21 protein-coding genes and 2 pseudogenes are annotated in these 22,411 nt (G+C 74.2%); 14 read left to right on the top strand and 9 right to left on the bottom strand.

Features of this window, described 5'->3' with window-relative positions; genetic code table 11:
• Nucleotides 1-223 precede the first annotated feature (223 nt).
• Nucleotides 224-1,606 (top strand): PhoX family protein, encoded by a 1,383-nt coding sequence (locus ACIHAR_RS17205; RefSeq protein ID WP_400020125.1) that lies wholly within the window; start codon nt 224-226, stop codon nt 1,604-1,606.
• Between the two features lie 160 nt (nt 1,607-1,766).
• Here ACIHAR_RS17205 and ACIHAR_RS17210 read toward each other — a convergent pair whose 3' ends face one another.
• Nucleotides 1,767-2,378 carry a GPP34 family phosphoprotein gene (locus tag ACIHAR_RS17210; protein ID WP_365463224.1) on the bottom strand — a complete coding sequence of 204 codons (612 nt, stop codon included), beginning with the start codon at nt 2,376-2,378 and terminating at the stop codon, nt 1,767-1,769.
• 206 nt (nt 2,379-2,584) lie between these two features.
• Between ACIHAR_RS17210 and ACIHAR_RS17215 the strand changes: the two genes are divergently transcribed.
• Together ACIHAR_RS17215 and ACIHAR_RS17220 are read left to right on the top strand one after the other, a co-directional pair.
• Nucleotides 2,585-3,427: a polysaccharide deacetylase family protein gene (locus ACIHAR_RS17215; protein ID WP_400020127.1), complete on the top strand. Its 843-nt coding sequence runs from the start codon at nt 2,585-2,587 to the stop codon at nt 3,425-3,427.
• Between the two features lie 28 nt (nt 3,428-3,455).
• A complete protein-coding gene (locus ACIHAR_RS17220; protein ID WP_365463218.1) occupies nt 3,456-3,644 on the top strand; it encodes a hypothetical protein in 189 nt (62 codons plus the stop codon).
• On the opposite strand, the gene ACIHAR_RS17225 is transcribed toward ACIHAR_RS17220, so the two are convergent.
• Complete coding sequence (locus ACIHAR_RS17225; protein ID WP_400020129.1) at nt 3,636-4,307, bottom strand: ABC transporter; 672 nt, start codon at nt 4,305-4,307, stop codon at nt 3,636-3,638. The genes ACIHAR_RS17220 and ACIHAR_RS17225 overlap by 9 nt on opposite strands.
• Nucleotides 4,304-5,161, bottom strand: a complete 858-nt coding sequence (locus tag ACIHAR_RS17230; RefSeq protein ID WP_400020131.1) for an ATP-binding cassette domain-containing protein — start codon at nt 5,159-5,161, stop codon at nt 4,304-4,306. Before ACIHAR_RS17230 ends, ACIHAR_RS17225 begins: the two co-directional genes overlap by 4 nt.
• A gap of 59 nt (nt 5,162-5,220) precedes the next feature.
• On the opposite strand from ACIHAR_RS17230, the gene ACIHAR_RS17235 reads away from it, so the two are divergent.
• Both ACIHAR_RS17235 and ACIHAR_RS17240 read left to right on the top strand, forming a co-directional pair.
• Nucleotides 5,221-5,946 carry an aminoacyl-tRNA hydrolase gene (locus ACIHAR_RS17235; RefSeq protein WP_400020133.1) on the top strand — a complete coding sequence of 242 codons (726 nt, stop codon included), beginning with the start codon at nt 5,221-5,223 and terminating at the stop codon, nt 5,944-5,946.
• A 101-nt stretch (nt 5,947-6,047) separates the two neighbouring features.
• Nucleotides 6,048-7,349, top strand: coding sequence for a DUF692 domain-containing protein (locus ACIHAR_RS17240; RefSeq protein WP_365463206.1), 1,302 nt, complete (start codon nt 6,048-6,050; stop codon nt 7,347-7,349).
• 239 nt (nt 7,350-7,588) lie between these two features.
• Here the strand turns inward: ACIHAR_RS17240 and ACIHAR_RS17245 are convergent.
• A pseudogene (locus ACIHAR_RS17245) lies at nt 7,589-7,966 on the bottom strand (barstar family protein); the annotation flags it as partial.
• A 190-nt stretch (nt 7,967-8,156) separates the two neighbouring features.
• Between ACIHAR_RS17245 and ACIHAR_RS17250 the strand changes: the two are divergent.
• From ACIHAR_RS17250 to ACIHAR_RS17260, 3 genes are all read left to right on the top strand, one after another.
• Nucleotides 8,157-8,942 (top strand): DUF4142 domain-containing protein, encoded by a 786-nt coding sequence (locus tag ACIHAR_RS17250; RefSeq protein ID WP_400020135.1) that lies wholly within the window; start codon nt 8,157-8,159, stop codon nt 8,940-8,942.
• 111 nt (nt 8,943-9,053) lie between these two features.
• Nucleotides 9,054-9,830, top strand: a complete 777-nt coding sequence (locus tag ACIHAR_RS17255) for a TIGR04222 domain-containing membrane protein (RefSeq protein ID WP_400020137.1) — start codon at nt 9,054-9,056, stop codon at nt 9,828-9,830.
• A 140-nt stretch (nt 9,831-9,970) separates the two neighbouring features.
• Entirely contained in the window at nt 9,971-11,572 is a 1,602-nt protein-coding gene (locus tag ACIHAR_RS17260; RefSeq protein ID WP_400020139.1) for an alpha/beta hydrolase, read from the top strand.
• A 55-nt stretch (nt 11,573-11,627) separates the two neighbouring features.
• Here the strand turns inward: ACIHAR_RS17260 and hemQ are convergent, their stop codons facing one another.
• Both hemQ and hemG read right to left on the bottom strand, forming a co-directional pair.
• Nucleotides 11,628-12,359 (bottom strand): hydrogen peroxide-dependent heme synthase, encoded by a 732-nt coding sequence (gene hemQ, locus ACIHAR_RS17265; protein ID WP_365463194.1) that lies wholly within the window; start codon nt 12,357-12,359, stop codon nt 11,628-11,630.
• A 5-nt stretch (nt 12,360-12,364) separates the two neighbouring features.
• Nucleotides 12,365-13,891, bottom strand: coding sequence for a protoporphyrinogen oxidase (hemG, locus tag ACIHAR_RS17270; protein WP_365463191.1), 1,527 nt, complete (start codon nt 13,889-13,891; stop codon nt 12,365-12,367).
• 165 nt (nt 13,892-14,056) lie between these two features.
• Between hemG and ACIHAR_RS17275 the strand changes: the two genes are divergently transcribed.
• Both ACIHAR_RS17275 and ACIHAR_RS17280 read left to right on the top strand, forming a co-directional pair.
• Entirely contained in the window at nt 14,057-14,986 is a 930-nt protein-coding gene (locus ACIHAR_RS17275; protein ID WP_400020142.1) for a DUF4349 domain-containing protein, read from the top strand.
• Between the two features lie 15 nt (nt 14,987-15,001).
• A complete protein-coding gene (locus ACIHAR_RS17280) occupies nt 15,002-16,405 on the top strand; it encodes an FAD-dependent oxidoreductase (RefSeq protein WP_400020197.1) in 1,404 nt (467 codons plus the stop codon).
• On the opposite strand, the pseudogene ACIHAR_RS17285 reads toward ACIHAR_RS17280, so the two are convergent.
• Together ACIHAR_RS17285 and ACIHAR_RS17290 are read right to left on the bottom strand one after the other, a co-directional pair.
• Nucleotides 16,383-16,712, bottom strand: a pseudogene (locus ACIHAR_RS17285) (ComEC/Rec2 family competence protein); the annotation flags it as partial. The gene ACIHAR_RS17280 and the pseudogene ACIHAR_RS17285 overlap by 23 nt on opposite strands.
• Before the next feature lie 65 nt (nt 16,713-16,777).
• Nucleotides 16,778-17,047, bottom strand: coding sequence for a hypothetical protein (locus ACIHAR_RS17290; protein WP_365463182.1), 270 nt, complete (start codon nt 17,045-17,047; stop codon nt 16,778-16,780).
• Between the two features lie 125 nt (nt 17,048-17,172).
• On the opposite strand from ACIHAR_RS17290, the gene ACIHAR_RS17295 reads away from it, so the two are divergent.
• Nucleotides 17,173-17,985 carry a rhomboid family intramembrane serine protease gene (locus tag ACIHAR_RS17295; RefSeq protein WP_365463179.1) on the top strand — a complete coding sequence of 271 codons (813 nt, stop codon included), beginning with the start codon at nt 17,173-17,175 and terminating at the stop codon, nt 17,983-17,985.
• Between the two features lie 25 nt (nt 17,986-18,010).
• On the opposite strand, the gene hemE is transcribed toward ACIHAR_RS17295, so the two are convergent.
• Nucleotides 18,011-19,078, bottom strand: a complete 1,068-nt coding sequence (hemE, locus tag ACIHAR_RS17300) for a uroporphyrinogen decarboxylase (protein WP_365463176.1) — start codon at nt 19,076-19,078, stop codon at nt 18,011-18,013.
• Between the two features lie 194 nt (nt 19,079-19,272).
• Here hemE and ACIHAR_RS17305 point away from each other — a divergent pair, with 194 nt between their 5' ends.
• The 3 genes from ACIHAR_RS17305 to ACIHAR_RS17315 all read left to right on the top strand — a co-directional run bounded on the left by ACIHAR_RS17305 (nt 19,273) and on the right by ACIHAR_RS17315 (nt 22,383).
• Entirely contained in the window at nt 19,273-19,899 is a 627-nt protein-coding gene (locus ACIHAR_RS17305; protein WP_365463345.1) for a DUF3000 domain-containing protein, read from the top strand.
• A gap of 284 nt (nt 19,900-20,183) precedes the next feature.
• Nucleotides 20,184-20,846, top strand: coding sequence for a response regulator transcription factor (locus ACIHAR_RS17310; RefSeq protein ID WP_003993737.1), 663 nt, complete (start codon nt 20,184-20,186; stop codon nt 20,844-20,846).
• A 247-nt stretch (nt 20,847-21,093) separates the two neighbouring features.
• Nucleotides 21,094-22,383: a ribonuclease D gene (locus ACIHAR_RS17315; protein ID WP_365463173.1), complete on the top strand. Its 1,290-nt coding sequence runs from the start codon at nt 21,094-21,096 to the stop codon at nt 22,381-22,383.
• Nucleotides 22,384-22,411 lie beyond the last annotated feature (28 nt).

Here is a 22,411-nt window from a genome sequence, read left to right on the forward strand (position 1 = left end):
GGACGCCGTCGTAGTTCCAGCCGGCGTCACCGGCTCGGACGCCGTCGCGGTTTGGCCAGACGGTGTCCGAGCCGCCCTCTGTCGCCCGTCTCCGCCCCGGACACCGTCGCCGCCGCGGGCCGTCACCCGGTGACGCGCGCTACGCGCGTTGTTCCCGAGGCGCGCGGCGAGTGGTAGACACAGCGGGATCGAAGTTCCTGTCCGCCAGCAGGAAGGTTTCGCTATGTCCGAAGTCCGTCACGCGGCAACCCGCCGTCAGATCCTCGCCCGCACCGGTGCCGCCGGAGCGGGCATCGTTTTCTCCGGGGCGCTGTCCGAGCTCTTCACGGACGCGGCCGCCGCCCAGAACCTCGGTCACACCGGCTACGGCCCCCTCGTCCCCGATCCGCACGGCCTGCTCGACCTGCCGGAGGGTTTCCGCTACCGGGTCCTGTCCCGGGAGGGCGACCGGCTGCGCTCCGGCGAGGGCCCGGTCCCCTCGAACCACGACGGCATGACGGCCCTGCCCGGCCGCCGCGGCCGGGTCCACCTGGTCCGCAACCACGAGAACCGCCACACCGCCGAGCTCGGCGTGCCGGCCGTCAAGGGTCTGACCTACGACCCGGCGGGCAAGGGCGGCTGCACGGCCCTGACGCTCGACGCGGACAACAGGGTGCTTGACGAACGGGTCGCGATCGCCGGTACGGCCGTCAACTGCGCGGGCGGCCCCACCCCGTGGCACACCTGGCTGACCTGCGAGGAGAACGAGGACCAGGCCGGCACCAACGGCTACACCAAGGACCACGGCTTCATCTTCGAGGTCGACCCGTCCGACCCGCACCGCACCGGCGCCGTCCCGCTCACCGCGATGGGCCGCTTCCAGCACGAGGCGATCGCCGTCGACCCGCGGCGCGGGATCGTCTACGAGACGGAGGACGCGTTCCAGAAACCCTTCGGCCTCTTCTACCGTTTCCTGCCGGAGAAGCCGCTGGGCGGCGTGGGTTCGCTGCGTGCGGGCGGGCGGCTCCAGGCGATGCGCGTGCCGGGTGTGCCGGACCTGTCGTCGATCCAGGAGACGGGCGCGGCCTTCGACGGCATCGAGTGGGTCGACGTCCCCGACCCGCTGGCCGCGCGGACCCCCGTCCGCCTCCAGGACTTCGGCCCGAAGGGCATCACCCACGCGCAGAAGCTGGAGGGCTGCTACTGGGGCGGGCGGTGCGTGTACTTCGTGTCGTCGTTCGCGCGCGGCACGGACGGCTCGGCGGCCGACCACTACGGCCAGATCTGGCGCTACGACCCGGAGCTCCGCCGGCTGACCCTGGTGATCGTCTTCGGCCCGGACACGGACGTGCAACTGCCCGGCGAGTCCCCCGACAACATCTGCCTCGCTCCCGGCGGCGGCCTGATGGTCTGCGAGGACGGCAACGGCGCGCAACACGTGTACGGCGTGACCAGGGGCGGCGAGGTGTACGCGATGGCCCGTGGCCGCCAGAACATCGGCACGCCCGAGGAACCGGAGTGGGGCGAGTTCGCCGGCGTCGCCTTCTCCCCCGACGGCCGGACCATGTACGTCAACTGCTACACGCCGGGGACGACGTTCGCGGTGACGGGCCCCTGGCGCCGGTAACGCGTGTCCCGCGGATCAGCCCGGCTCTTCCGTAGCGGCGAGCACCGTCACGTGCGGGCGAAGGGACCGGAGTCCTTCACGCGGCTCGCGCGGCTCGCGCACGAAGAGCTCGGGCTGCTCCCGGGTGGCGAGGTGCCCGCCCGCCGGCAGCCCGTCGTCTTCAATCGAGGCCGCGCCAGACGTTGTCGAAGGCGGCCTGCTCGATGCTCCGTCGCTGCCGTTCGGCGTCCAGTTCCAGCAGCGCGTCGTTGACGGCTGCCAGCACGGTCGCCACGGCGTAGTCCGCGATGTTCGGCGGATCAGCGCCCAGCTCGCCGTGGACGTCGAGGCTCTGCGCCAGAGCGACGAGGACGGGCTCGCCGGAGGCCCAGCGCTCCACCGCCCGGCGGCGGGAGGGCGAATCGGCCGGAGTGGGCTCCCCGCTGCGGAAGCGGCCCCCGCCCTGCCGCACGATCAGCCCTTCCTCCTCCAGGACGGCGAGGTACGTAGCGGCCAGGGAGTCGCCTCTGCGCCACAGCCAGTCGCCGACCGGCTCCCATGGATCGTCCATGACGAGGGAGGCGGCGGCCTCCGCCAGCAGGCGATCCGCCGGTGCGTCCAGGTGGCCCGGCACGATGCGCCCGCCGTCGAGCCGGATGGCCGGGGAGGCCGGAAGCCGCAGGAGATCGATCAGCTCGGCTCCCGCCAGCGCGAGCGACAGGTCACCCGCTTCCACAGGGCGGCCGCGCTCCTCACCGAGAGCGACGATCAACAGGTCCCGCGGCGTGGTCATGAGAGGCCTCACGTCCCTGAACGATTCCCCCGTCGAGTGTAGGCAGCGGGCAGACCCCCTGCATCCCGGCCGCTCCCTCCCCGACGTCCGTCCCGCGGCCGACGCCCGTCCCGAGCATCCGGGGCGAGGGCCCGGGCGGGTGACAGGCCACGAGGCGCGTACATATATAAAGACAAACCACACATCGCCGGTCATATCTTCATACGATGATCACTCCCGTACGCCGACTCGTCGCCCTCTGCTTCCTGGGCACCGCGCTCGCCGCATGCGGCACGGACCCGGCGCCCCGAGCGGCCCGCCCCGCACCCGTCCCGCCCTCGCCGGCGCCGTCCCGGCCGCCCACGCTGGCCCCGGGGCCGGGCGGTCTGACCCCTGTCTTCTCGCACGCCCCCCGCGGCCGCGACAGGACCGTCGCCCTCACCTTCGACGCCGACATGACCGCCGGCCAGGGAGCGCGTGCGGCGGCGGGTGAGCGGTTCGACAACCCGGAGCTGATCGCCGCGCTGCGGGCCCTGAAGGTGCCGGCCACCGTGTTCATGACGGGCCGGTGGGCCGAGGAGTACCCGGACCAGGCCCGCGCCATCGGTCGCGACCCGCTGTTCGAGGTCGCCAACCACTCCTACAGCCACTACGCCTTCACCGAGGACTGCTACGGCCTGCCCACCGTGCCCGACGACCGGATGCGGGCCGACGTGGAACGGGCGTACACGGCCTTCCGCGAGGCCGGGATCGCGGACGCGCGGCCGTACTTCCGCTTCCCCGGCGGCTGCTACGACCGGCGCGCGCTGCGGGCGGTGGGCGGCGCCGGGGTGACCGCCGTGCAGTGGGACGTGGTGAGCGGGGACGCGTTCGCGACGGACGCGGACGCCGTGGCCCGGCAGGTGCTGGACGGGGTGAGGCCGGGGTCGGTGGTGGTCATGCACTGCACGCGCAGCGCCGCCCCGACGACCGAGCGGGCGGTGCGCGCGATCGTTCCCGAGCTGCGCCGGCGGGGCTACCGGTTCGTGAAGGTGTCCGAGCTGATCGGGGCCGCGAACGGCCGGCGGTGAGCCGCCCGCGCTCTCGTACGCTGGAGGCATGAGCGACGACGGCGACATGGGCTACTGCCTGATCGACGCGACCCGGCCGCCCAAGGCCGACGGGCCGCCGTACGCGGAGTGCGTGCTGTGCCGGGAACCGACGGAGTACCCGGAGTCGTACAAGGGGATCACGCTGTGCCCGGTGTGCGAGTGGCAGGAGGCGCAGCGCACCGCCTGCTCAGGGTGATCTGCGGGAGGTGAGCGCGCAGGCCGCCGCCGTGGCCGCGGCCGTGAGGACGGCCGCGGCGGCCAGGGGCAGCAGCGGCGGGCTGATCGTCGCGGAGCGCGAGCCGGTGACCAGGCCGCTGACCGCCGCCTGCGCCGGGGAACCCGCCATCACCAGGGCCAGCAGCGCCGCGAGCAGCAGCGTGGGGATCGCCCGGCCCGGCGAGCGCACCACGGGCGGGGCGGTGAGCGCACCGACGGCCGTGCCGAGCATGGCGCAGGTGAGGGCCGCGAGCAGTCCGGCGGCGGAGGCCTCGAGAAGGGGGACGCGCCGCTGGTGGTCGGCGCCGACCGGGTCGCCGACGAGCACGACGACCGCGGTCGCGGCGGCCCCGAGGGCCATGGCGGCGATCAGCCCGACGAGGACGCAGGCCAGATGGGCCCGCGCGGGTCCGGTCGCCGCCGCGACGACGGTGCGGGCCGCCGGGGGTTCCTGGGTGACGCAGACGCGCACCAGCCAGGCGGAGACGGGCAGCAGCGCGGCAGCCGCGTAGCCGAGCGAGTCCAGCAGCGGCTGGCCGCCCTGCACGCCCACGGCCAGGAAGACGGCGTAGAGCAGAAACGGCGGCAGCCAGCGCTGGGAGCGGACGAGCAGGTCGGCCTGGTAGCGCAGGAGGGCGGTCATCGGCGGCCTTCGCGGTCGGCCGGACGCACGCTCACCACGTGGTACGGCGGGTCGGCGGTCAGCAGGGTGCGGAGCACGACGTCGGAGTGGGAGGCGGGGACGGCGAGCCGGTGGGTGCGGTCGGCCGTCTCCCCGGTCGCGGTGGCGAGGCGGAGCGCTTCCGGCGGCAGCGGCGCGGGGCCGCGCACCTCGATGGCCGTGTGCGGCCCGTCGGGGGCGGCGGCCGGTTCCCCGGTACGGTGGTGGAGGCCGCCGTCGCGGACCGTGTACACGGCGTCCGCCGCGTCCGTGAGGCGGCCGGGGTCGTGGTCGACGAAGACGACGGCTGTGCCGGCGGCCACCCGCTCGGCGACCGCCCGCTCCAGTTCGGCGCGCGCCTCGGCGTCGAGGCCGGTCCACGCCTCGTCCAGGATCAGCAGCTCGGGCTCGGCGAGGAGGGCCTGGGCCACGGCGACCTTCTGGCTGCTGCCCTTCGACAGCCGGTTCATCGGCGTACGGGCGTAGGCGGACGCGCCGAAGCGGTCGAGCCGGTCTCCCGCGGCGCGCTCGGCGGCGGCGCGGGTCAGGCCGTGGACGGTGCCGAGACGGGTGAGGTAGCCGAGGGCGGTGAACGGGAGGGCCGGCGGGAAGCGTTCGGGGACGTAGGCGGTGCGGGGGCGGCCGGTGACCCTGCCCTCGGTCGGGGCGTCGACGCGGGCGAGGAGGCGGAGGAGCGTGGACTTGCCCGTGCCGTTGGCGCCCTCGATGCGGGTGAGGGTGCCGGCGGCCGCCCGCAGGTGGACGTGGCGGAGAACCCAGGGGCCGCGGATGCCGTAGCGGCGGCCCACGGCCTCCAGCCGTAGCTCCTGTGGCATGCGGACCGTCCTCTCACGTGCGCGGAAGCAAGGATCTTCCCCCTGGCAGACTGGAGGACGTGACCAGTGATCCGGCCGTTCCCGGCGACAGCCCCTTCCGTGCCCCGCCTTCCTCGCGTTCCTCGCGTGACGAGGCGCCGCAGTTCGTTCTCCCGTTGGTGGTCCGTATCGAGCGTGCCGCCCCGCCGGCGCGTACGGACGCGCTGGAGACGGCCGCGCGGGCCGTGCTGACGCTCCTGTCGGACGAGCGTGCGCTGGGCGACGGCGAGTGGGCCCGGGCGGTGCGGGACTGGCAGGACGCCCGGATCCGCAAGGTCGTGCGGCGGGCCCGGGGAGCCGAGTGGCGCAGGGCGGAGGCGCTGCCCGGCATCACGGTCACGGGCAAGTCGGCGGAGGTGCGGGTGTTCCCGCCCGTGCCGCTGGACGGCTGGCCCAAGGACCTGGCGAGGCTCCAGGTCTCGGGGACCGACCTGGACGACCCGGAACCGCCCGTCGACGCCGACGCCACGGCCCCCGTGATCTGGCTGAACCCGGACCTCGGCATGTCCGCGGGCAAGGCGATGGCCCAGGCCGGCCACGGCGCCCAGCTCGCCTGGTGGGAACTGCCGGAGCAGGAGCGGACCGCCTGGCGCGAGACCGGTTTCGCGCTCGCCGTGCGGACGGCCGAGCCGGACCGGTGGCGGGAGTTGACGGCGAGCGGGCTGCCGGTGGTGCGGGACGCGGGGTTCACCGAGATCGCGCCGGGGAGCTGCACGGTGGTCGCGGACCACCCGGCCCTGCGCTGAACCTCAAATGTTGCTCTGAAGCGGGCCCGCGGGCGGTTCGCCGGGCGGTGGCCGGGTCATACCCACGTCACCACCGAGGGGGGCACGAAGGAGGCGGGGTCATGACGCGACTGGGTACGGGGATCGGCTGGCGGCCGGAGATCGCGGAGGCCGTGGAGCGGATGCCGGGGATCGACTGGGTCGAGGTCGTCGCCGAGAACGTCTGCCCCGGGCACCTGCCCGACTCCCTGCTGCGGCTGCGCGAGCGCGGGGTCACCGTCGTCCCGCACGGGGTCTCGCTCGGGCTCGGCGGCGCGGAGCGGCCCGACGAGGGGCGGCTCGCGGCGCTCGCCGAGCGGGCGGAGGGGCTGGGGTCCCCGCTGGTCACCGAGCACATCGCCTTCGTGCGGGCGGGCGGGCCGCTGACGGCCTCCCCGCACCTGGAGGCCGGGCACCTGCTGCCGGTGCCGCGCACCCGTGACGCGCTCGACGTGCTGTGCGAGAACGTGCGCATCGCGCAGGAGGCGCTGCCGGTGCCGCTGGCCGTGGAGAACATCGCGGCCCTCATCGCCTGGCCCGGCGAGGAGCTGACGGAAGGTCAGTTCCTGTACGAGCTGGCCGACCGCACCGGCGTACGCCTGCTCATCGACGTCGCCAACCTCCACACCAACCACGTCAACCGCGGCGAGGACCCCGCCAAGGCCCTCGCCGAACTGCCGCTGGAGGCCATCGCGTACGTCCATGTCGCGGGCGGCTTCGAGCGGGACGGCGTCTGGCACGACAGCCACGCCCACCCGGTCCCGCGCCCGGTCCTCGACGTCCTGACCGACCTCGCGTCCCGGGTGTCCCCGCCGGGGGTGCTGCTGGAGCGCGACGAGAACTTCCCCGAACCGGGCGAACTGGAGCGGGAGTTGGCGTCGATCCGGGAGGCCGTGGAGGAGGGCGCCCGCACCCGGACCGCCCCGGCGGACGCGACCGGGCCCGCCCGTACCCCGGACGCCGGCCGGGCCGCCGTCCCGGACGCCACCCGTCAGCGCCTCGGTCTCGCCCAGGCCGCCCTGCTGTCGGCCCTGGTCGCCGGGACCCCCGCCCCGGAGGGCTTCGACCGCGTACGGCTCGGGGTCCAGGCGCGGGCCCTGGCGGCGAAGCGGGCGGACGTGGTGGCGAAGGTCGCCCCCGAGCTGCCGTTGATCCTCGGCGGCGCATACCGGACCGCGTTCCTCGCGTACGCCCAGGGGCACCCGATGCGCGGCGGGTACCGGCAGGACGCCCTCGACTTCGCGGAGCGGGTGCTGCTCGGCGCATCGCTGGAGGAGGGCCGCGCGCGGCGGGAGCTGCGCCGCTGGTGGCTGGACCGGTCGGGCCCCGCCCCGAGGCGCCGGTCGCGGCTGGGGCGGGTGGGGCGGTCGTTGATCCGCCGGTGACCGGAGCGGCGGGCGGTCATCCGGCGGCGGCACGGCGCCGGCGGCGGTCGCTCCGCCCGCTGCCGGACGTGGACGAGGCCCTCCCGCCGAGTCGGCGGGAGGGCCTCGTCGCCAGGAGGCCAGAGGGTCTGCAGCAGACCCGTCATCGACTCGACCGAGTCGGCGTCGCAGGACGCGACCACCACCAGCCGGCCCAGTTCCACGGCCTCGGGCCGCTTCGTGCAGGACCACCGGCGGCCCGCCCGCAGGACGACCCGCCACAACCGCTCTCCTTCCGCCGCGTCGTCCGCCGGAATCGCCTGGGCGTTGTCGACGATGAACACATGGTGCTCCGCGTCCAGCCGGCCCAGGTCACGCAGACAGTCCGAGAACGCGTCCCGGTTCCAGCCGAGGTGGTCCGGCAGCCGCAGCGCGTCCCAGAACCGCTGGAACACCGCGTCCATGTCCGTCATCCCGAGCCCGTCGACTCGGGCCACGTACGTCCTGCCCGACACCGGCAGCAGCTCGCCGAGCGGCACGCCGGACTGGTCGGGAACGACGTGCAGCCAGGGGTGGATGCGCACTTGGGGACCCTCCTCCGTCACCGTCGCACCCCTGCGGGACCGGGGACCCGCCACCAGGGCCGGGGCGGGGCGGGGCGGCGGTGCACCACCGTGACACAGGACACGTCCGGGCGGTCAAGCCCCTTTCACCCCGGATGCCCGTGAAGCAACCCTTCGCCCCCGTAAGGAACTTCGCACGGGCGAGTAACATGCCAACCCCGCACCCGAAGCACACCGGCGTGCGGTGCCGTGCGCAGGAGGCACCATGCGACCGCGTCCCCCGATCAAAGGCAGGGGCATCCTCAGTGGTACCGGGCTCATCATCATGTGCCTGGCGGCGACGCTCGTGGCCCTCGTCTACCCGATCTGGTCGTACGAGGACCGGCCGGAAGCGGGGGCGGACGTCCTGAACGCGCAGACCGTGGCGACGATGTACGGTCCGCTGTCCGCGCTGGACCGGGACTTCCTCACCAAGGTGCGGCTGGCCGGGCTGTGGGAGCTGCCGGCCGGGCAGCAGGCGCAGCAGAAGGGCACCACCGAGGCTGTACGGACGGCGGGGCGGCATCTCGTCGAGGGGCACGCCTTCCTGGACGAGCGGGTGCGTTCGGTCGCCGCGCAGCTCGGGATCGGACTGCCGAACGAGCCCGACGACCGGCAGCGGGGCTGGCTGGAGGAGCTGGACGCGGCGCAGGGCGTTGAGTTCGACCGGAAGTTCGCCAACGTCCTGCGGCTGGCGCACGGCCGGGTGTTCTCCGTCGTCGCACAGGTGCGGGCCGCCACCCGCAACCTGCTGGTGCGCGAGCTCGCAGACGACGCCAACACCACCGTGCTGGACCACATCAAGGTCCTGGAGGCCACCGGGTACGTCGACTTCGACGCGCTGGCGCGGCAGCTGGCGTCCACCGGCGCCCCGACGCCGGCCGGCTCCCCCGCCGCGCCCGGTCCGGTGGCCGGCCCCGGCGAGGTCGTGCCGGTCACCCCCTCGCCGTACCCGAGTCACACCCTGCCGCCGGCCGCGACAGGTCCACCGGCGCCGCGGGGCGGTTCCTGAGGCCGGTGCGCCGGGCCGCGGGGGAAGCGGAACGTCACAGACGCGCAACACTGTGTCCGGATGGTGAACAAGGCATGGTGTTCCCCGGCGCGTCCGGCATAGAAAAACGGCATGTTCTGGGTCCTCCTCCTGCTGCTCGCCTGGACCGTCGCCGGTGCGGCGTGCACCCGCCTGTGCCTGGCAGCCGTCCGCACGGCGGCCGTCGAGGCGGACGCGGGCGTGGAACACGATCTGACGCTGTACGAGGCGGCGTTCCTCTCCGGCGGCCCGCGCCGGGTCGCCGATCTGACCCTGGTGTCCATGGCACGGGAGCGGCGGCTGCTGCTCGCCCACACCGGCTGGGCGACCGTCGTGGACCCGCGCGGACGCGACGAGATGGAGCGGTCGGTCATAGGGGCCATCGGACCGGAGGGGCAGTCCCGGATCGCACCGGTGCGGGCGGCCGCGGCCGCGGCGGACGCGGTGCGCGGCCTCGCCGACCGCCTGGTCGGCGCCGGCCTCGCGGTGCCCGACGGGGCGCGGACGACGGTCGCGGCCGGGGTGCGGCAGGTACGGGGCGCCGCCGTGACCGTGCTGGCGCTGGGTACCGTGGCGCTGCTGATGCCCGCCTCCTTGGACGTGCCGCGCACCCTGGTCGCCCTCTGGTTCGCGCTGCCCCTCGCGCTCACCCTGAGCTGTCTGGCCATCGCCCGGATCGAGGTGCACCCCTACTCGCGGTGGGCCTCCCCGGCCGGCCAGCGGCTGGTGGGCGCGCTGGCCCGGCACGCCGACGGCGCCGGTGACGACCGCACCTACCTCACCTCCGTCGCCGTACGCGGGATCCGGGCCGTCGGCGAGCCGGACCTGCGGGCGGCCTTCGCGCACCGCGAGCCGTACGGGCGCGGCTGAGGACCGGACCGGCTCGGGCGCATCCGGGTCCCGGGCAGGCGCACACGGGGCATTGGCGCCGACACCCGCGGACGGTGCTTGCCTTCCCCAACCGGCGCACCAAACATCCCTTTTGTCGCCGCCGACCGAAGGGACACGCGATGAGAGCTGCCGCCCTCTACCCGGCCGCCGGAGCCCTGCTCCTGACCACCCTCTCCACCGCCCCCGCGGGCGGGGTCCCGAACGCCGCCGCCGGCTCCGGCGTCGCGGTCGCGGCCGCGCGCGCCACGCAGGAGGGCATCGTCTTCGGCCCGTGCCCCGGCGCACAGGAGCTGTCGGCGGCCATGCAGTGCGGCACGGTCACCGTTCCGCTCGACTACGCGCAACCGGACGGCAGGAAGATCCGGCTGACCGTCAGCCGCGTGCGGGCCACCCAGCGCGACCCGCACAACAGCAAGCGCCGGGTGCCCCGGCAGGGCGCGCTGGTCTTCAACCCGGGCGGACCGGGCGCCTCGGGACTGCCCTTCCCGATGATCGGACAGCTGCCGGCCTGGAAGCGCATCGGGGCCGCGTACGACCTGGTCGGCTACGACCCGCGCGGCGTCGGCCGCTCGGCGCCGCTGTCCTGCCAGGAACCCCGGCACTTCTTCAAGGCGCCCTCACCGGCGCCGACACACCCCTCCGAGGCGTACAAGCGGGAGCGCATCGCGGCGGCGAAGGCGTACGCGCGCGGCTGCGCCGAGCGGGCGGGCAGCGCCCTGCGGCACTACAACTCGCTGAACAACGCCCGCGACCTGGACGTCGTGCGGGCCGCGCTCGGCGAGCGGCAGCTGACGTTCATGGGCGCGTCGTACGGCACCTACTTCGGGGCGCTGTACGCGACGCTGTTCCCCGCGCACGTGCGGCGGATGGTGTTCGACGCGGCCGTCAACCCCGACCCGGCGCAGGTCTGGTACCGCAACAACCTGGACCAGTCGGTGGCGTTCGAGAGCCGCTGGACGGACTTCCGCGAATGGATCGCCAGGCACGACGACGTGTACGGGCTGGGCGCGACGGCGGAGAGGGTGCTGCGCAGCTACGAGCGGGCGCGCGCCAGGCTGGCCGCCGAGCCGGCCGGCGGGAAGGTGGGCCCCGGGCAGCTGCAGGGCGCGTTCCTGCAGGCCGGGTACTACGACGACTTCTGGCCGTCCCGGGCCGAGGCGCTGTCGGCGTACCTGAAGGGTGATCCGAAGCCGCTCGTCCGGCTGGCCGCGCCGGCCCGGGAGGCCGCGGCGGAGGCGGAGAACGCCAACGCCGTCTACACCGCCGTGGAGTGCAACGACGCGCCCTGGCCGACGGACTTCCGGGTGTGGGACCGGGACAACACGCGGATCGCGCGCGTGGCGCCGTTCGAGACCTGGGACAACGTGTGGCTGAACCTGCCGTGCGCCTACTGGCCGGCGCCGCGCCAGAAGCCGCTGGACGTGCGGACCGGGCCGGGCGAGCTGCCTCCGACGCTGATCCTGGCCGCGGAGCGGGATGCCGCCGCGCCCTACGACGGGGCCCTGGAGATGCACCGGCGTCTGACGGGCTCGGTGCTGGTGACGGAGCGGGACTCCGGCACGCACGGGATCGCGGGCGGGCCGAACCGGTGTGTCAACGGCCACCTGGAGGCGTACCTGCTGGAAGGGCGGCTGCCGGTGCGGCGCGCGGCCTGCGCGCCGCACGCGGAGCCGAGGCCGGCGGACCGCCCCGGGAAGGCGGCGGCCCACGCGAGGAGCTGAAGCGGGTCCGGTCCGGTCAGGGGGCCCGGCGGGACCCGCCGGCCGGACGGGCCGGTCAGGCCAGGCCGGCGATCAGGTCGGCCACCGACTTCCGGCGTCCCGTGAAGAAGGGGACTTCTTCGCGGACGTGCCTGCGGGCCTCGGAGCCCCGCAGGTGGCGCATGAGGTCGACGATGCGGTACAGCTCGTCGGCCTCGAACGCCAGGATCCACTCGTAGTCGCCGAGCGAGAACGAGGCGACCGTGTTGGCGCGCACGTCGGGGTAGCCGCGGGCCATCTTGCCGTGGTCGGCGAGCATGCGGCGACGGTCCTCGTCGGGCAGCAGGTACCAGTCGTAGGAGCGCACGAAGGGGTAGACGCTGACGTAGTCGCGGGGCGTCTCGTCGGCGAGGAACGCCGGGATGTGCGAGCGGTTGAACTCGGCGGGGCGGTGCAGCGCCATGTTCGACCAGACCGGCTCGAGGGCGCGGCCCAGCTTCGTGCGGCGGAAGAGGTTGTACGCCTCCTGCAGCTGGTCGCTGGTCTCGGCGTGCCACCAGATCATGACGTCGGCGTCGGCGCGCAGACCGGACAGGTCGTACGTGCCGCGGATCGTCACGTCCTTGGCGGCGAGCTGGTCGAACAGCTCCTGGACCTCGTCGGCGTAGCCGGTGCGGTCCTCGGGCAGCACGTCCTTCAGTTTGAAGACGGACCACAGCGTGTAGCGGATGACCTCGTTGAGGTCCTTGGCCAGCTTGCCCTTGTTCGGGATCCTGCCGGACTCGGTGGTGGGGGCGTCGTCACTCATGGTTCTCATTCTCCTGCTCCGCCGTGGAGGCTCTGCACCGGGTGGGCGGTGAGTTCCTGCACAGCGCGCAGGTCGCCGCCGATCTGGTCGACCGCCGCGTGGGCGCTCGCGATGCACGCCGGGATGCCGACGCCGTCGTACTGCGCGCCGCACACCGCGAGGCCGGGGAGCTTCGCGAGGTGCTCGCGGACACGGGCCACGCGCGCGTGGTGGCCGACCGGGTACTGGGGCAGTCCGTCGGTCCAGCGGGTGACGCGGGTCTCGACGGGGGTGGCGGCGAGACCGGTGGCCGCCGCGAGGTCCTGCCGGGAGACGGCGACGAGATCGGCGTCGTCCCGCCGCAGGATCTCCGTCTCGCCGTACCGCCCGACGGAGGTGCGCAGCACGATCAGGTCCGGGTCGTCGTCGGCGATCCAGCCCCACTTCCGGGAGGCGAAGGTGGACGCCTTGATGGTGCGGCCGTCGACGGGCGGGACGAGGAAGCCGCTGCCCTCGGGCAGGGCGGCCTCGGAGCGGCGGTAGGCGAGGGTGACGAGTGCCATGGAGGCGTACTCGACGGTGCGCAGCTCGGCGGCCGCCTCCGGGGACTCGGCGGCCAGCAGACCGGCGGCGACGGGCGCGGGGACGGCGACGATGACGGCGTCGGCGTGCAGCACCCGCTCCCCGGCGACGACACGCCAGGCCGCGTGCTCCCGGCCGCCTGCGCCGGCGTCCCGGGCGCCGGCGTCCCCGGCTCGCGGCTCGCCCTCGCCGGCCGGCGCGGCCACCCTGCGCAGCTCCGTCACCGGCGCCCCGGTCAGGATCTCGCCGCCGTGCGCGCGGACCGACTCCGCCACCGCGAGCGGCAGCCGGCCGACCCCTCCCTCGATGCCCATGAAGACGGGGCCGGTCTGCTGCTGGGCGGCGGCCTTCGCCTGGATGTCGCGGACGGCCTCGGTCAACGAGGTGTGCGTCCGCGCGGCCTGGAAGAGCTGCGGGACGGCCGAACGCATCGAGATGCGGTAGGCGTCACCGGCGTAGACCCCGCCAAGCAGCGGCTCGACCAGCCGGTCGACGACCTCGCGGCCCAGCCGCGCCGCCACGTACTCCCCGACCGCCACGTCCTCGCCGATCTCGGTGCGGGGCAGGTCGGCGTCGCGCTCGACGCGGGCGAGGCCCTCGTCGGACAGGACGCCGGAGAGCGCGGCGGCGGTGCCGGGGACGCCCATGACGTGGCCCTTGGGCATGGGGCGCAGGGCGCCGCGGGTCCAGATCGAGGCGGTGGCGGTGGCCGGCGGCTGGAGGCGGTCCGCCAGGCCGACCTCGCGCGCGAGGGCGACCGCCTCGGGGCGGCGGGCCAGCATCGACTCCGCGCCGAAGTCGACCCGCACCCCCGCGATCTCACCCGGCAGCAGCTTGCCGCCGACCCGGCCGGAGGCCTCCAGCACGGTCACGCGCGCCCCGCGCCGCAGCAGCCGGTGAGCGGCGGCCAGGCCCGCGACACCGGCTCCCACGACGACGACGTGCCCCGTGTTCGTACCCGTTGCGCTCATGCGCCCACTCTCTCAGACCCCCCTGACACTCCGACCGCGCCCCGGTGTCCTCCCCGCGTCCCGACCGTGACCTCATCGGAACCGATTCCCGCAAACGCCCTGCCCCGTCCCGGCGTCGAAGGAAGGACTGCCGTTCGTTCCACGACCCCCGGGGGGTACGCCCACATGCGCAGACGACGTTCCGTACGGCCGCTCCACGCCCTGGCCGGCCTGCTGCTGGCCGCCGCGGCGGCGCTCACCGGCTGCAGTGCCTCGGACGACTCCGGAGGAGGCAGCGCCTCCGGGGCGGACGACAAGGCCGCCGTCGGGGAGGCCGGCGCCGCCGACGCCGCCAAGGAGGGCGCGGGCGCGAGCGGCTCCCGGCCGAGCGCGGCGCCGACGCTGCCCGTGAACCGCATCATCCGCACCGCGACCCTGACCGTGCAGGTCGCGGACGTTCCCAAGGCCCTCGACGAGGCCCGCACCACCACCGAGAACGCGGGCGGGTACGTCGGCGACGAGACCACCACCCGCGACGAGGAGGGCGCCGAGCACACCCGGGTCGTCCTGCGCGTGCCGGTCGAGAAGTACGACGACGTCCTCTCCGGCCTCCAGGGCGCGGGCAGGCTCCTGGAGCGCACCGCGAAGGCGCAGGACGTCACCGACCAGGTCGTCGACGTCGACAGCCGCATCACCTCGCAGCGCGCCAGTGTCGCCCGGATCCGCGAACTGATGGACCAGGCCACCGAGCTGAGCGACGTCGTCACCCTGGAGGGCGAGCTGAGCCGGCGGGAGGCCGACCTGGAGGCGCTGCTCGCCCGGCAGGCGTCCCTCAAGGACCGCACCACCATGGCCACCATCACCCTGACGCTCTCCGAGAAGCCGGTGGAGAAGAAGGCGAAGGAGGACGGCGAACCGGGCTTCCTGGACGCGCTCGCGGGCGGCTGGGAGGCGTTGGTGACGGTGCTGCGCTGGCTCGCCGTCGCGTTCGGCGCGGTGCTTCCGTTCGCCACGGTGGCCCTCGTGCTGCTCCTGGTGTGGCTGCGGCTGCTCCGGGGCCGGCGGCGGACGGCGCCCGACGAGCCCGGGCAGGACCGGGATGCCGCCCACCCGTAGCGTGTCCGCATGAGCATGAGCGAGAGCGCGCGCCCCGGGGGCACCGGACGGGAGCGGCTGGTGGTGATCGGCGGGGACGCCGCGGGCATGTCCGCGGCGTCCCAGGCCCGCCGCATGAGGGGGCCGCGGGAGCTGGAGATCGTGGCCTTCGAACGCGGCCACTTCACGTCGTACTCCGCCTGCGGCATCCCGTACTGGGTGGGCGGTGACGTCACCGCGCGGGACGACCTGATCGCCCGCACGCCCGGGGAGCACCGCGCGCGTGAGATCGATGTGCGTCTGCGCACCGAGGTCACGGAGATCGACGTGGCCCGGCAGCGGGTACGCGCGCGTGACGTCGACTCGGGGGCGGAGTCCTGGACGCCGTACGACAAGCTCGTCATCGCGACCGGGGCCCGTCCGATCCGGCCGGACATGCCGGGGGCCGACGCCGAGGGCGTGCACGGGGTGCAGACGCTGGACGACGGGCAGGAGCTGCTCGACACGCTCACGCGCGCGCGGGGGCGGCGCGCGGTGGTGGTGGGCGCGGGCTACATCGGCGTCGAGATGGCCGAGGCGCTGATCAACCGCGGCTTCGAGGTGACGGTCGTCAACCGGGGCAGCGAGCCGATGTCCACCCTCGACCCGGACATGGGCCGCCTGGTGCACACCGCCATGGAGGGCCTGGGCATCACCATGGTGAACGACGCCGAGGCCACCGAACTGCCGACCGGCGAGGACGGCCGGGTGAGGGCGGTCGTCGCCGAGGGCGCCGAGTACCCGGCGGACGTGGTGGTCCTCGGGATCGGCGTCCGCCCGGAGAGCACGCTCGCCGAAGCCGCCGGCCTGCCCCTGGGCGCCCACCGCGGTCTCCTCACCGACCTGGCGATGCGGGTGCGCGGCCACGAGAACATCTGGGCGGGCGGTGACTGCGTCGAGGTTCTCGACCTGGTCTCCGGCCAGGACCGCCACATCCCCCTGGGCACCCACGCCAACAAGCACGGCCAGGTCATCGGCACCAACGCCGGCGGCGGCTACGCCACCTTCCCCGGCGTGGTCGGCACCGCCGTCAGCAAGGTCTGCGACCTGGAGATCGCCCGCACGGGTCTGCGCGAGAAGGACGCGCGCAGGGCGGGCCTCCAGTACGAGACGGTCACCATCGAGTCCACCAGCCGCGCCGGCTACTACCCCGGCGCCTCCCCGATGACGGTCAAGATGCTGGCCGAGCGGCGGACGGGACGGCTGCTGGGCGTGCAGATCGTCGGGCGGGAGGGCGCGGGGAAGCGCGTGGACATCGCCGCGGTGGCCCTGACGGCCGGCATGACGGTGGAACAGATGACGGCCCTGGACCTGGGCTACGCCCCGCCGTTCAGCCCGGTGTGGGACCCGGTGCTGGTGGCGGCCAGAAAGGCGGCGGCGAAGGTACGAGAGGCCGGGTAGCCGGGCCAGGGGCGCCGACGGCTCCGCAGGCCGCCGCCCGCAGCACACCGGGGTCGGGCCGGCACACGACGACGAACGCGAGCGTGAGCACCCCGCCGAGCAGCGCGGTCGTCCGCAGGGGGATGCCGAGCCGGGGCGCCAGGCCACGGCGCTCGACGTGCTGGGCCAGGCCGGGTGGCCCGAGGAGCAGTGCGAGCATGATCGTGAGGTTGCTGCCGGACACGGCCAGTGTGTGGGCGAGGTCGGTTTCCTTGAAGGCCTCGTCCAGTTCGGGCGTGATCCGTGACGTGTCCCCGACGAGCGCACCGCGCGAGCGGCCACGCACGGTCCGCGGGCGCCGTCCACCGCACCCCTCGGCGCCCCGCTGGGCGACTACGCCGTCCCGCTGAGCCTCGGCAGGGCGGAGACGGCGGCGGCCGCGGGCTGCTCGGCCGGCTTGGCGTGCGCGGCGGTCGCGGGCCGGGTGCGCAACCGGTGACTGACGGCCTCGTCGAGCGTCACCGGCCGCTGCATCTGCGAGGCGAGCCGCCCCGCCTCCTGGCCGAGTCGCGCCACGTCCTCCCAGGGCAGCCGGATGACAAGAGCGATCTCCGCCTCACCGTCGGGCGTGGCGTGCATCGGAGGAGTAACTCGGTCGTTCATCGCCTGATCCTCACGTCGTCCCCGCGGCCCGCCTTCCCCGTGCCGCGGACGGTTGCCGCTTCATACGCGCCCGCGGGGTGCGGCGTTCACCGATTCACCGAACGGATCGGGGGCAGTACTTCCTTGTGGTCATCCCCGTCCATGACGTGAACCCGGCACGCCGCACCCCGGTGGTGACGTACGCGCTGATCGCCGTCAACGTCTTCGTGTTCCTCTTCATGCCCGGCCTGTCCGGCGCCATGGCCGGGGACAGCAGCCTGGCCCAGGCCTGCCATCTGCACGCGTTCCTGGAGCAGTACGCGGCCGTGCCACGCGAGTTGATCCACGATCAGCTGCCCCGGCTCGTGCCCACGGGCGAAGTGCGGGACGGCGCCTGCCTGCTGGGACCGCCGGACTACGACAAGTCCCCGGAGGTGAGCGTCCTCACCGCGATGTTCCTGCACGGCGGCTGGCTGCACCTGCTGGGCAACATGCTGTTCCTGCTGGTCTTCGGGAACAACATCGAGGACCGCATGGGCCACGTCCGCTTCGCGCTCTTCTACGTCGCCTGCGGCTACGCGGCCTCGTACGGCTTCGCGCTGCTGAACGCCGAGTCGGCCGACCCGCTGATCGGCGCCTCGGGGGCGATAGCGGGGGTGCTGGGCGCCTACCTGGTGCTGTATCCGAAGGCCAGGGTGTGGGTCCTCGTGCCGTTCCTGATCTTCCTGCCGCTGAGGCTGCCGGCCTGGACCGTGCTGGGCCTCTGGTTCGTGCTCCAGGCGGTGTACTCCTCCGGCGAGGGCGTCTCCGACGCGGGCACCGTCGCGTACGCGGCGCACGTCGTGGGGTTCCTCGCGGGCATGCTGCTGGCCTGGCCGCTCAAGCCGGGCACGCCCCCGCCGCCGGAACCGCGCGGTCTGCTGTTCGGCAGGCGGGCGCGGCCCCGGCACACGTGGTGAGCGTGGGTGAGCGTGCTGCGCGGCTCTAGCGGGCCGTCTGCGTGTGGACGTACTCCACGAGCCGGGTCAGTGCGTCCGGGTCGGTGGACGGCATGACGCCGTGGCCGAGGTTGAAGACATGGCCCTCCAGACCGGCCGCCGCGTCCAGCACCTCGCGGGTCTTCGCCTCGACGGCCTCGGGGGTGGAGAACAGGACCGTGGGGTCGAGGTTGCCCTGGAGCGCCTTGCCGGGACCGACGCGGCGGGCCGCCTCGTCGAGCGGGACGCGCCAGTCGACACCGACGACGTCCGCGCCGGCCTCGCCCATGAGCTTCAGCAGCTCGCCGGTGCCCACGCCGAAGTGGATGCGCGGGACGCCGTACCCGGCGACGGCCTGGAAGACCTTGGCCGAGGCGGGCATCACCGAGCGGCGGTAGTCGGCCGGGGCGAGGGCGCCGACCCAGGAGTCGAACAGCTGGACCGCGCTCGCGCCCGCCTCGATCTGCACCTTCAGGAACGCTGCCGTGATGTCCGCGAGCCGGTCCAGCAGGTCGGCCCACAGCTCGGGGTCGCCGTACATCATCGCCTTGGCGTTCTCGTACGTGCGCGACGGGCCGCCCTCGACGAGGTAGCTCGCGAGGGTGAACGGCGCACCGGCGAAGCCGATCAGGGGGGTGGAGCCGAGCTCGCGGGTCAGCAGGCCGATCGCCTCGGTGACGTAGGAGACGTCCTCGGGGGTGAGGTCGCGCAGCCGGGCGAGGTCGGCGCGGGTGCGGATCGGCTGTTCGACGACCGGGCCGACGCCCGGCTTGATGTCGAGGTCGAGACCGATCGCCTTCAGCGGGACGACGATGTCGCTGAAGTAGATCGCCGCGTCCACGTTGTGGCGGCGCACCGGCTGGAGCGTGATCTCGGTGACCAGGTCGGGCCGCATGCAGGACTCGAGCATGGGGACGCCCTCGCGGACCTTGCGGTACTCCGGCAGGGAGCGCCCGGCCTGCCGCATGAACCACACGGGCGTGTGCGGCACGGGTTCACGCCTGCACGCCTTCAGGAAGGGGCTGTCGTACGTCGCTGTCGGCTGCCGGCCCGCCGGGCTCTCGTTCACGCTCACGACGGCAAGTCTCGCACGGCGCCGAGGCCGGTGGAGCGGCCCCCTGCCCGGCCCGCGGCCCGCGCGCGTGTTCGCCCAGCGCGCACCCGCCGGGCCCCGCGCGCGGGTGTCTTGCCCTGCGCGAAGCCCCCGTTCCCCTTAATCTTCCCCGCATGGCTGCGGCTCAGGGACGACTGTCGGACGGCACGGGCGGAATGGACGACGAGAACGAGGAGGACCGGGGTGGGACGAGGTCGGCTCCGCTGCCCTTCCGGGCCGCCGTCGACGCGCTGAGGGCCGCCCGGCTGCGACCCCAGATCGAGGTGGAGCCGACTCCGGCACCGCAGCGGCTCGCCCCGTTCGCGTACGCGCTGGAGGCGACCGTCGTGGACGGCGACCAGGACCTGGCCGACGGCCGGCTGGTGCTGCTGCACGACCCGGACGGGCACGAGGCCTGGCACGGCACCTTCCGGCTGGTGACCCTCATCCGGGCCGACCTGGAACCCGAGATGGCCGTCGACCCGCTGCTGCCGGAGGTGTGCTGGTCGTGGCTGACGGGCGCGCTCCAGGCGCGCGGGCTGACCTACGGCGAGCCGAGCGGGACGGTCACGCGCGCGAGTTCGCACTACTTCGGCGGGCTGGCGGAGCGTCCCGCGGCCTCGCAGATCGAGATCCGGGCCTCCTGGACGCCCCGGGAGGGCCTGGCCGGGGTGCCGGACACGGCGTCCCACCTGGCGTCCTGGTGCGATCTGCTGGCCCAGGTCGCGGGGCTGCCCCCGGCCGGTCCGGGGGACGCGTCGGTGGTGACCCTGCCGCAGCGGCGGGGACCGCAGACGCGCTGACCCGGTCGCCTCGGCCGAAACCCCCGCCTCACCCGTTCGGCCGCCTCCATGACCGTCTCTTTGTCGATACGGCCACTTCCGGTCTCATACGACACCCACTCAAACCGACTCGATCTTCGGATGATCGATCGCGTGTCCGAATTGCACAGATTGTTACTCACTAGATCGTGATCATTCTCTAAAGGACCCCGGGCCCGCTGCCGAAGACGACTGTGACCTTGAAAGCACGGTTCGTCCCGGCTTCATCCCCAGAGCCGGCCCCGTCCCGCACCCCAGGAGGCCTGGTGTCCGTTCTCCTCGAGCAGCCCGCAAGCCTGGTCGCCTACCGCCCGAACAAGCCCACCGCCATGGTGGTCGTGGCCGATCCACGCGTCCGCTCCACCGTCACCCGCCATCTGTGGGCGCTCGGTGTGCGCGATGTCATCGAGGCCTCGTCCATCGCGGAGGCTCGTCCCCGCATCGGCAACCCCCGAGATATCTGCGTCGCCGACGTCCACCTGCCCGACGGTTCCGGTCTCACCCTCCTGTCGGAGACCCGCGCCGCGGGCTGGCCCAATGGGCTCGCCCTCTCCGCCGCCGACGACATCGGCGCCGTGCGCAACGCCCTCGCGGGCGGCGTCAAGGGCTACGTGGTCACCGGCACCCGCACCAACGTCGGGCTCCCCACCCGGCCCGGTGCAGCCCCCATCGGCGCGGCCGCCGCCCGCCTCCACCGCCGCCCCCCGGGTGCCCCGAGCCACCCGGGCGGCTACCGCGAGCTGTCCGGCCGCGAGGTGGAGGTCCTGCGACTGGTCGCCGAAGGACAGTCGAACAAGGCGATCGGCGTCTCGATGGGCCTGTCCGCACTGACCGTGAAGAGCCACCTCGCCCGCATCGCCCGCAAGCTGGGCACCGGCGACCGCGCCGGAATGGTCGCCGTCGCCCTGCGGACCGGCATCATCCACTGACCCCCCACGACCGCCTGCTCCCCGCCCCTCCCCGCACGGGTCCGAACACGCCCGGACGGCCGAAACGCGGGACACCGCCGGCACACCGACACCCCCGACACCTCGCACACCGCCACCGAACCCACGGGGAGACCACCGGGGCCACTCGTCCCGGTCCTCCCCCGCCTGACTGGTTTACGCCCCTGTGGTGCTCGCCGACGGAACGTTCCGTCGGCGGGTGCCGTCCACACACGGATACCCTTGACAGGTGACCGACGCCCAAGAAACCGCAGCAGCCAGCTCACTGCGAACCACCGGAGGCGCCCCTCCGGACGACGGCGGATCTACTGCTTCCGGGGCGCCGACACCTCTCCTCGAACCGCGCGAGGGCATCCCTGAGGTGATCACCGACGAGGGCTCCCTCGCCGAGGTGATCGCGGCCTTCGCCGCCGGTTCCGGCCCCGTCGCCGTCGACGCCGAGCGGGCCTCCGGCTACCGCTACGGCCAGCGCGCCTATCTGGTGCAGCTGCGCCGCCAGGGCGCCGGGACCGCGCTGATCGACCCCGTGGCCTGCCCCGACCTCTCCGCCCTGGGCGACGCCCTGTCCGGCGTCGAGTGGGTGCTGCACGCCGCCACCCAGGACCTGCCCTGCCTGCGCGAGATAGGCATGGCGCCGACGCGGTTGTTCGACACCGAGCTGGCCGGACGGCTCGCCGGATTCCCGCGGGTCGGCCTCGGCGCGATGGTCGAGAGCGTCCTCGGTTTCGTCCTCGAGAAGGGGCACTCCGCCGTCGACTGGTCGACCCGGCCGCTGCCCGAGCCGTGGCTGCGCTACGCCGCTCTCGACGTCGAACTGCTGGTCGACCTGCGGGACGCGCTGGAGAAGGAGCTGGACCGGCAGGGCAAGCTGGAGTGGGCCCGCCAGGAGTTCGACGCGATCGCCGCGGCCCCGCCGCCGGAACCCCGCAAGGACCCCTGGCGCCGTACGTCCGGCATGCACAAGGTGCGCCGGCGGCGGCAGCTCGGTGTGGTGCGGGAGCTGTGGCAGACGCGGGACCGGATCGCACAGCGACGGGACGTCTCCCCGGGCAAGGTGCTGTCGGACGCGGCCATCGTGGAGGCCGCGCTCGCGCTTCCGGCCAACGTGCACGCGCTCGCCGCGCTGAACGGGTTCGGGCACCGGATGGGGCGGCGGCAGCTGGAGCAGTGGCAGGCGGCCGTGGACCGGGCGAAGGCGTTGAGCGAGTCCCAGTTGCCGCTGCCGGGTCAGCCGGTCGCCGGACCTCCGCCGCCGCGGGCGTGGGCCGACAAGGATCCCGCGGCCGCCGCCCGGCTCAGTGCGGCGAGGTCGGCCGTCACGGCGCTGGCCGAGGAGCTGAACATGCCTCAGGAGAACCTCGTCGCGCCGGACAGCGTGCGGCGGGTCTGCTGGGAGCCGCCGAACCCGCTCGACGAGGACTCGGTCGCGGCGGCGCTCTCGCACCTGGGGGCGCGGCCGTGGCAGGTGGAGCAGGTGACGCCGGTGCTGGTCGCCGCGCTTTCGGCCAAGGGGGCCTGAGGACCGGCCCTTCGGGTCATGGCCCCGG

The organism is Streptomyces sp. NPDC052016, assembly GCF_044548445.1.
Taxonomy (GTDB): Bacteria; Actinomycetota; Actinomycetes; order Streptomycetales; family Streptomycetaceae; genus Streptomyces.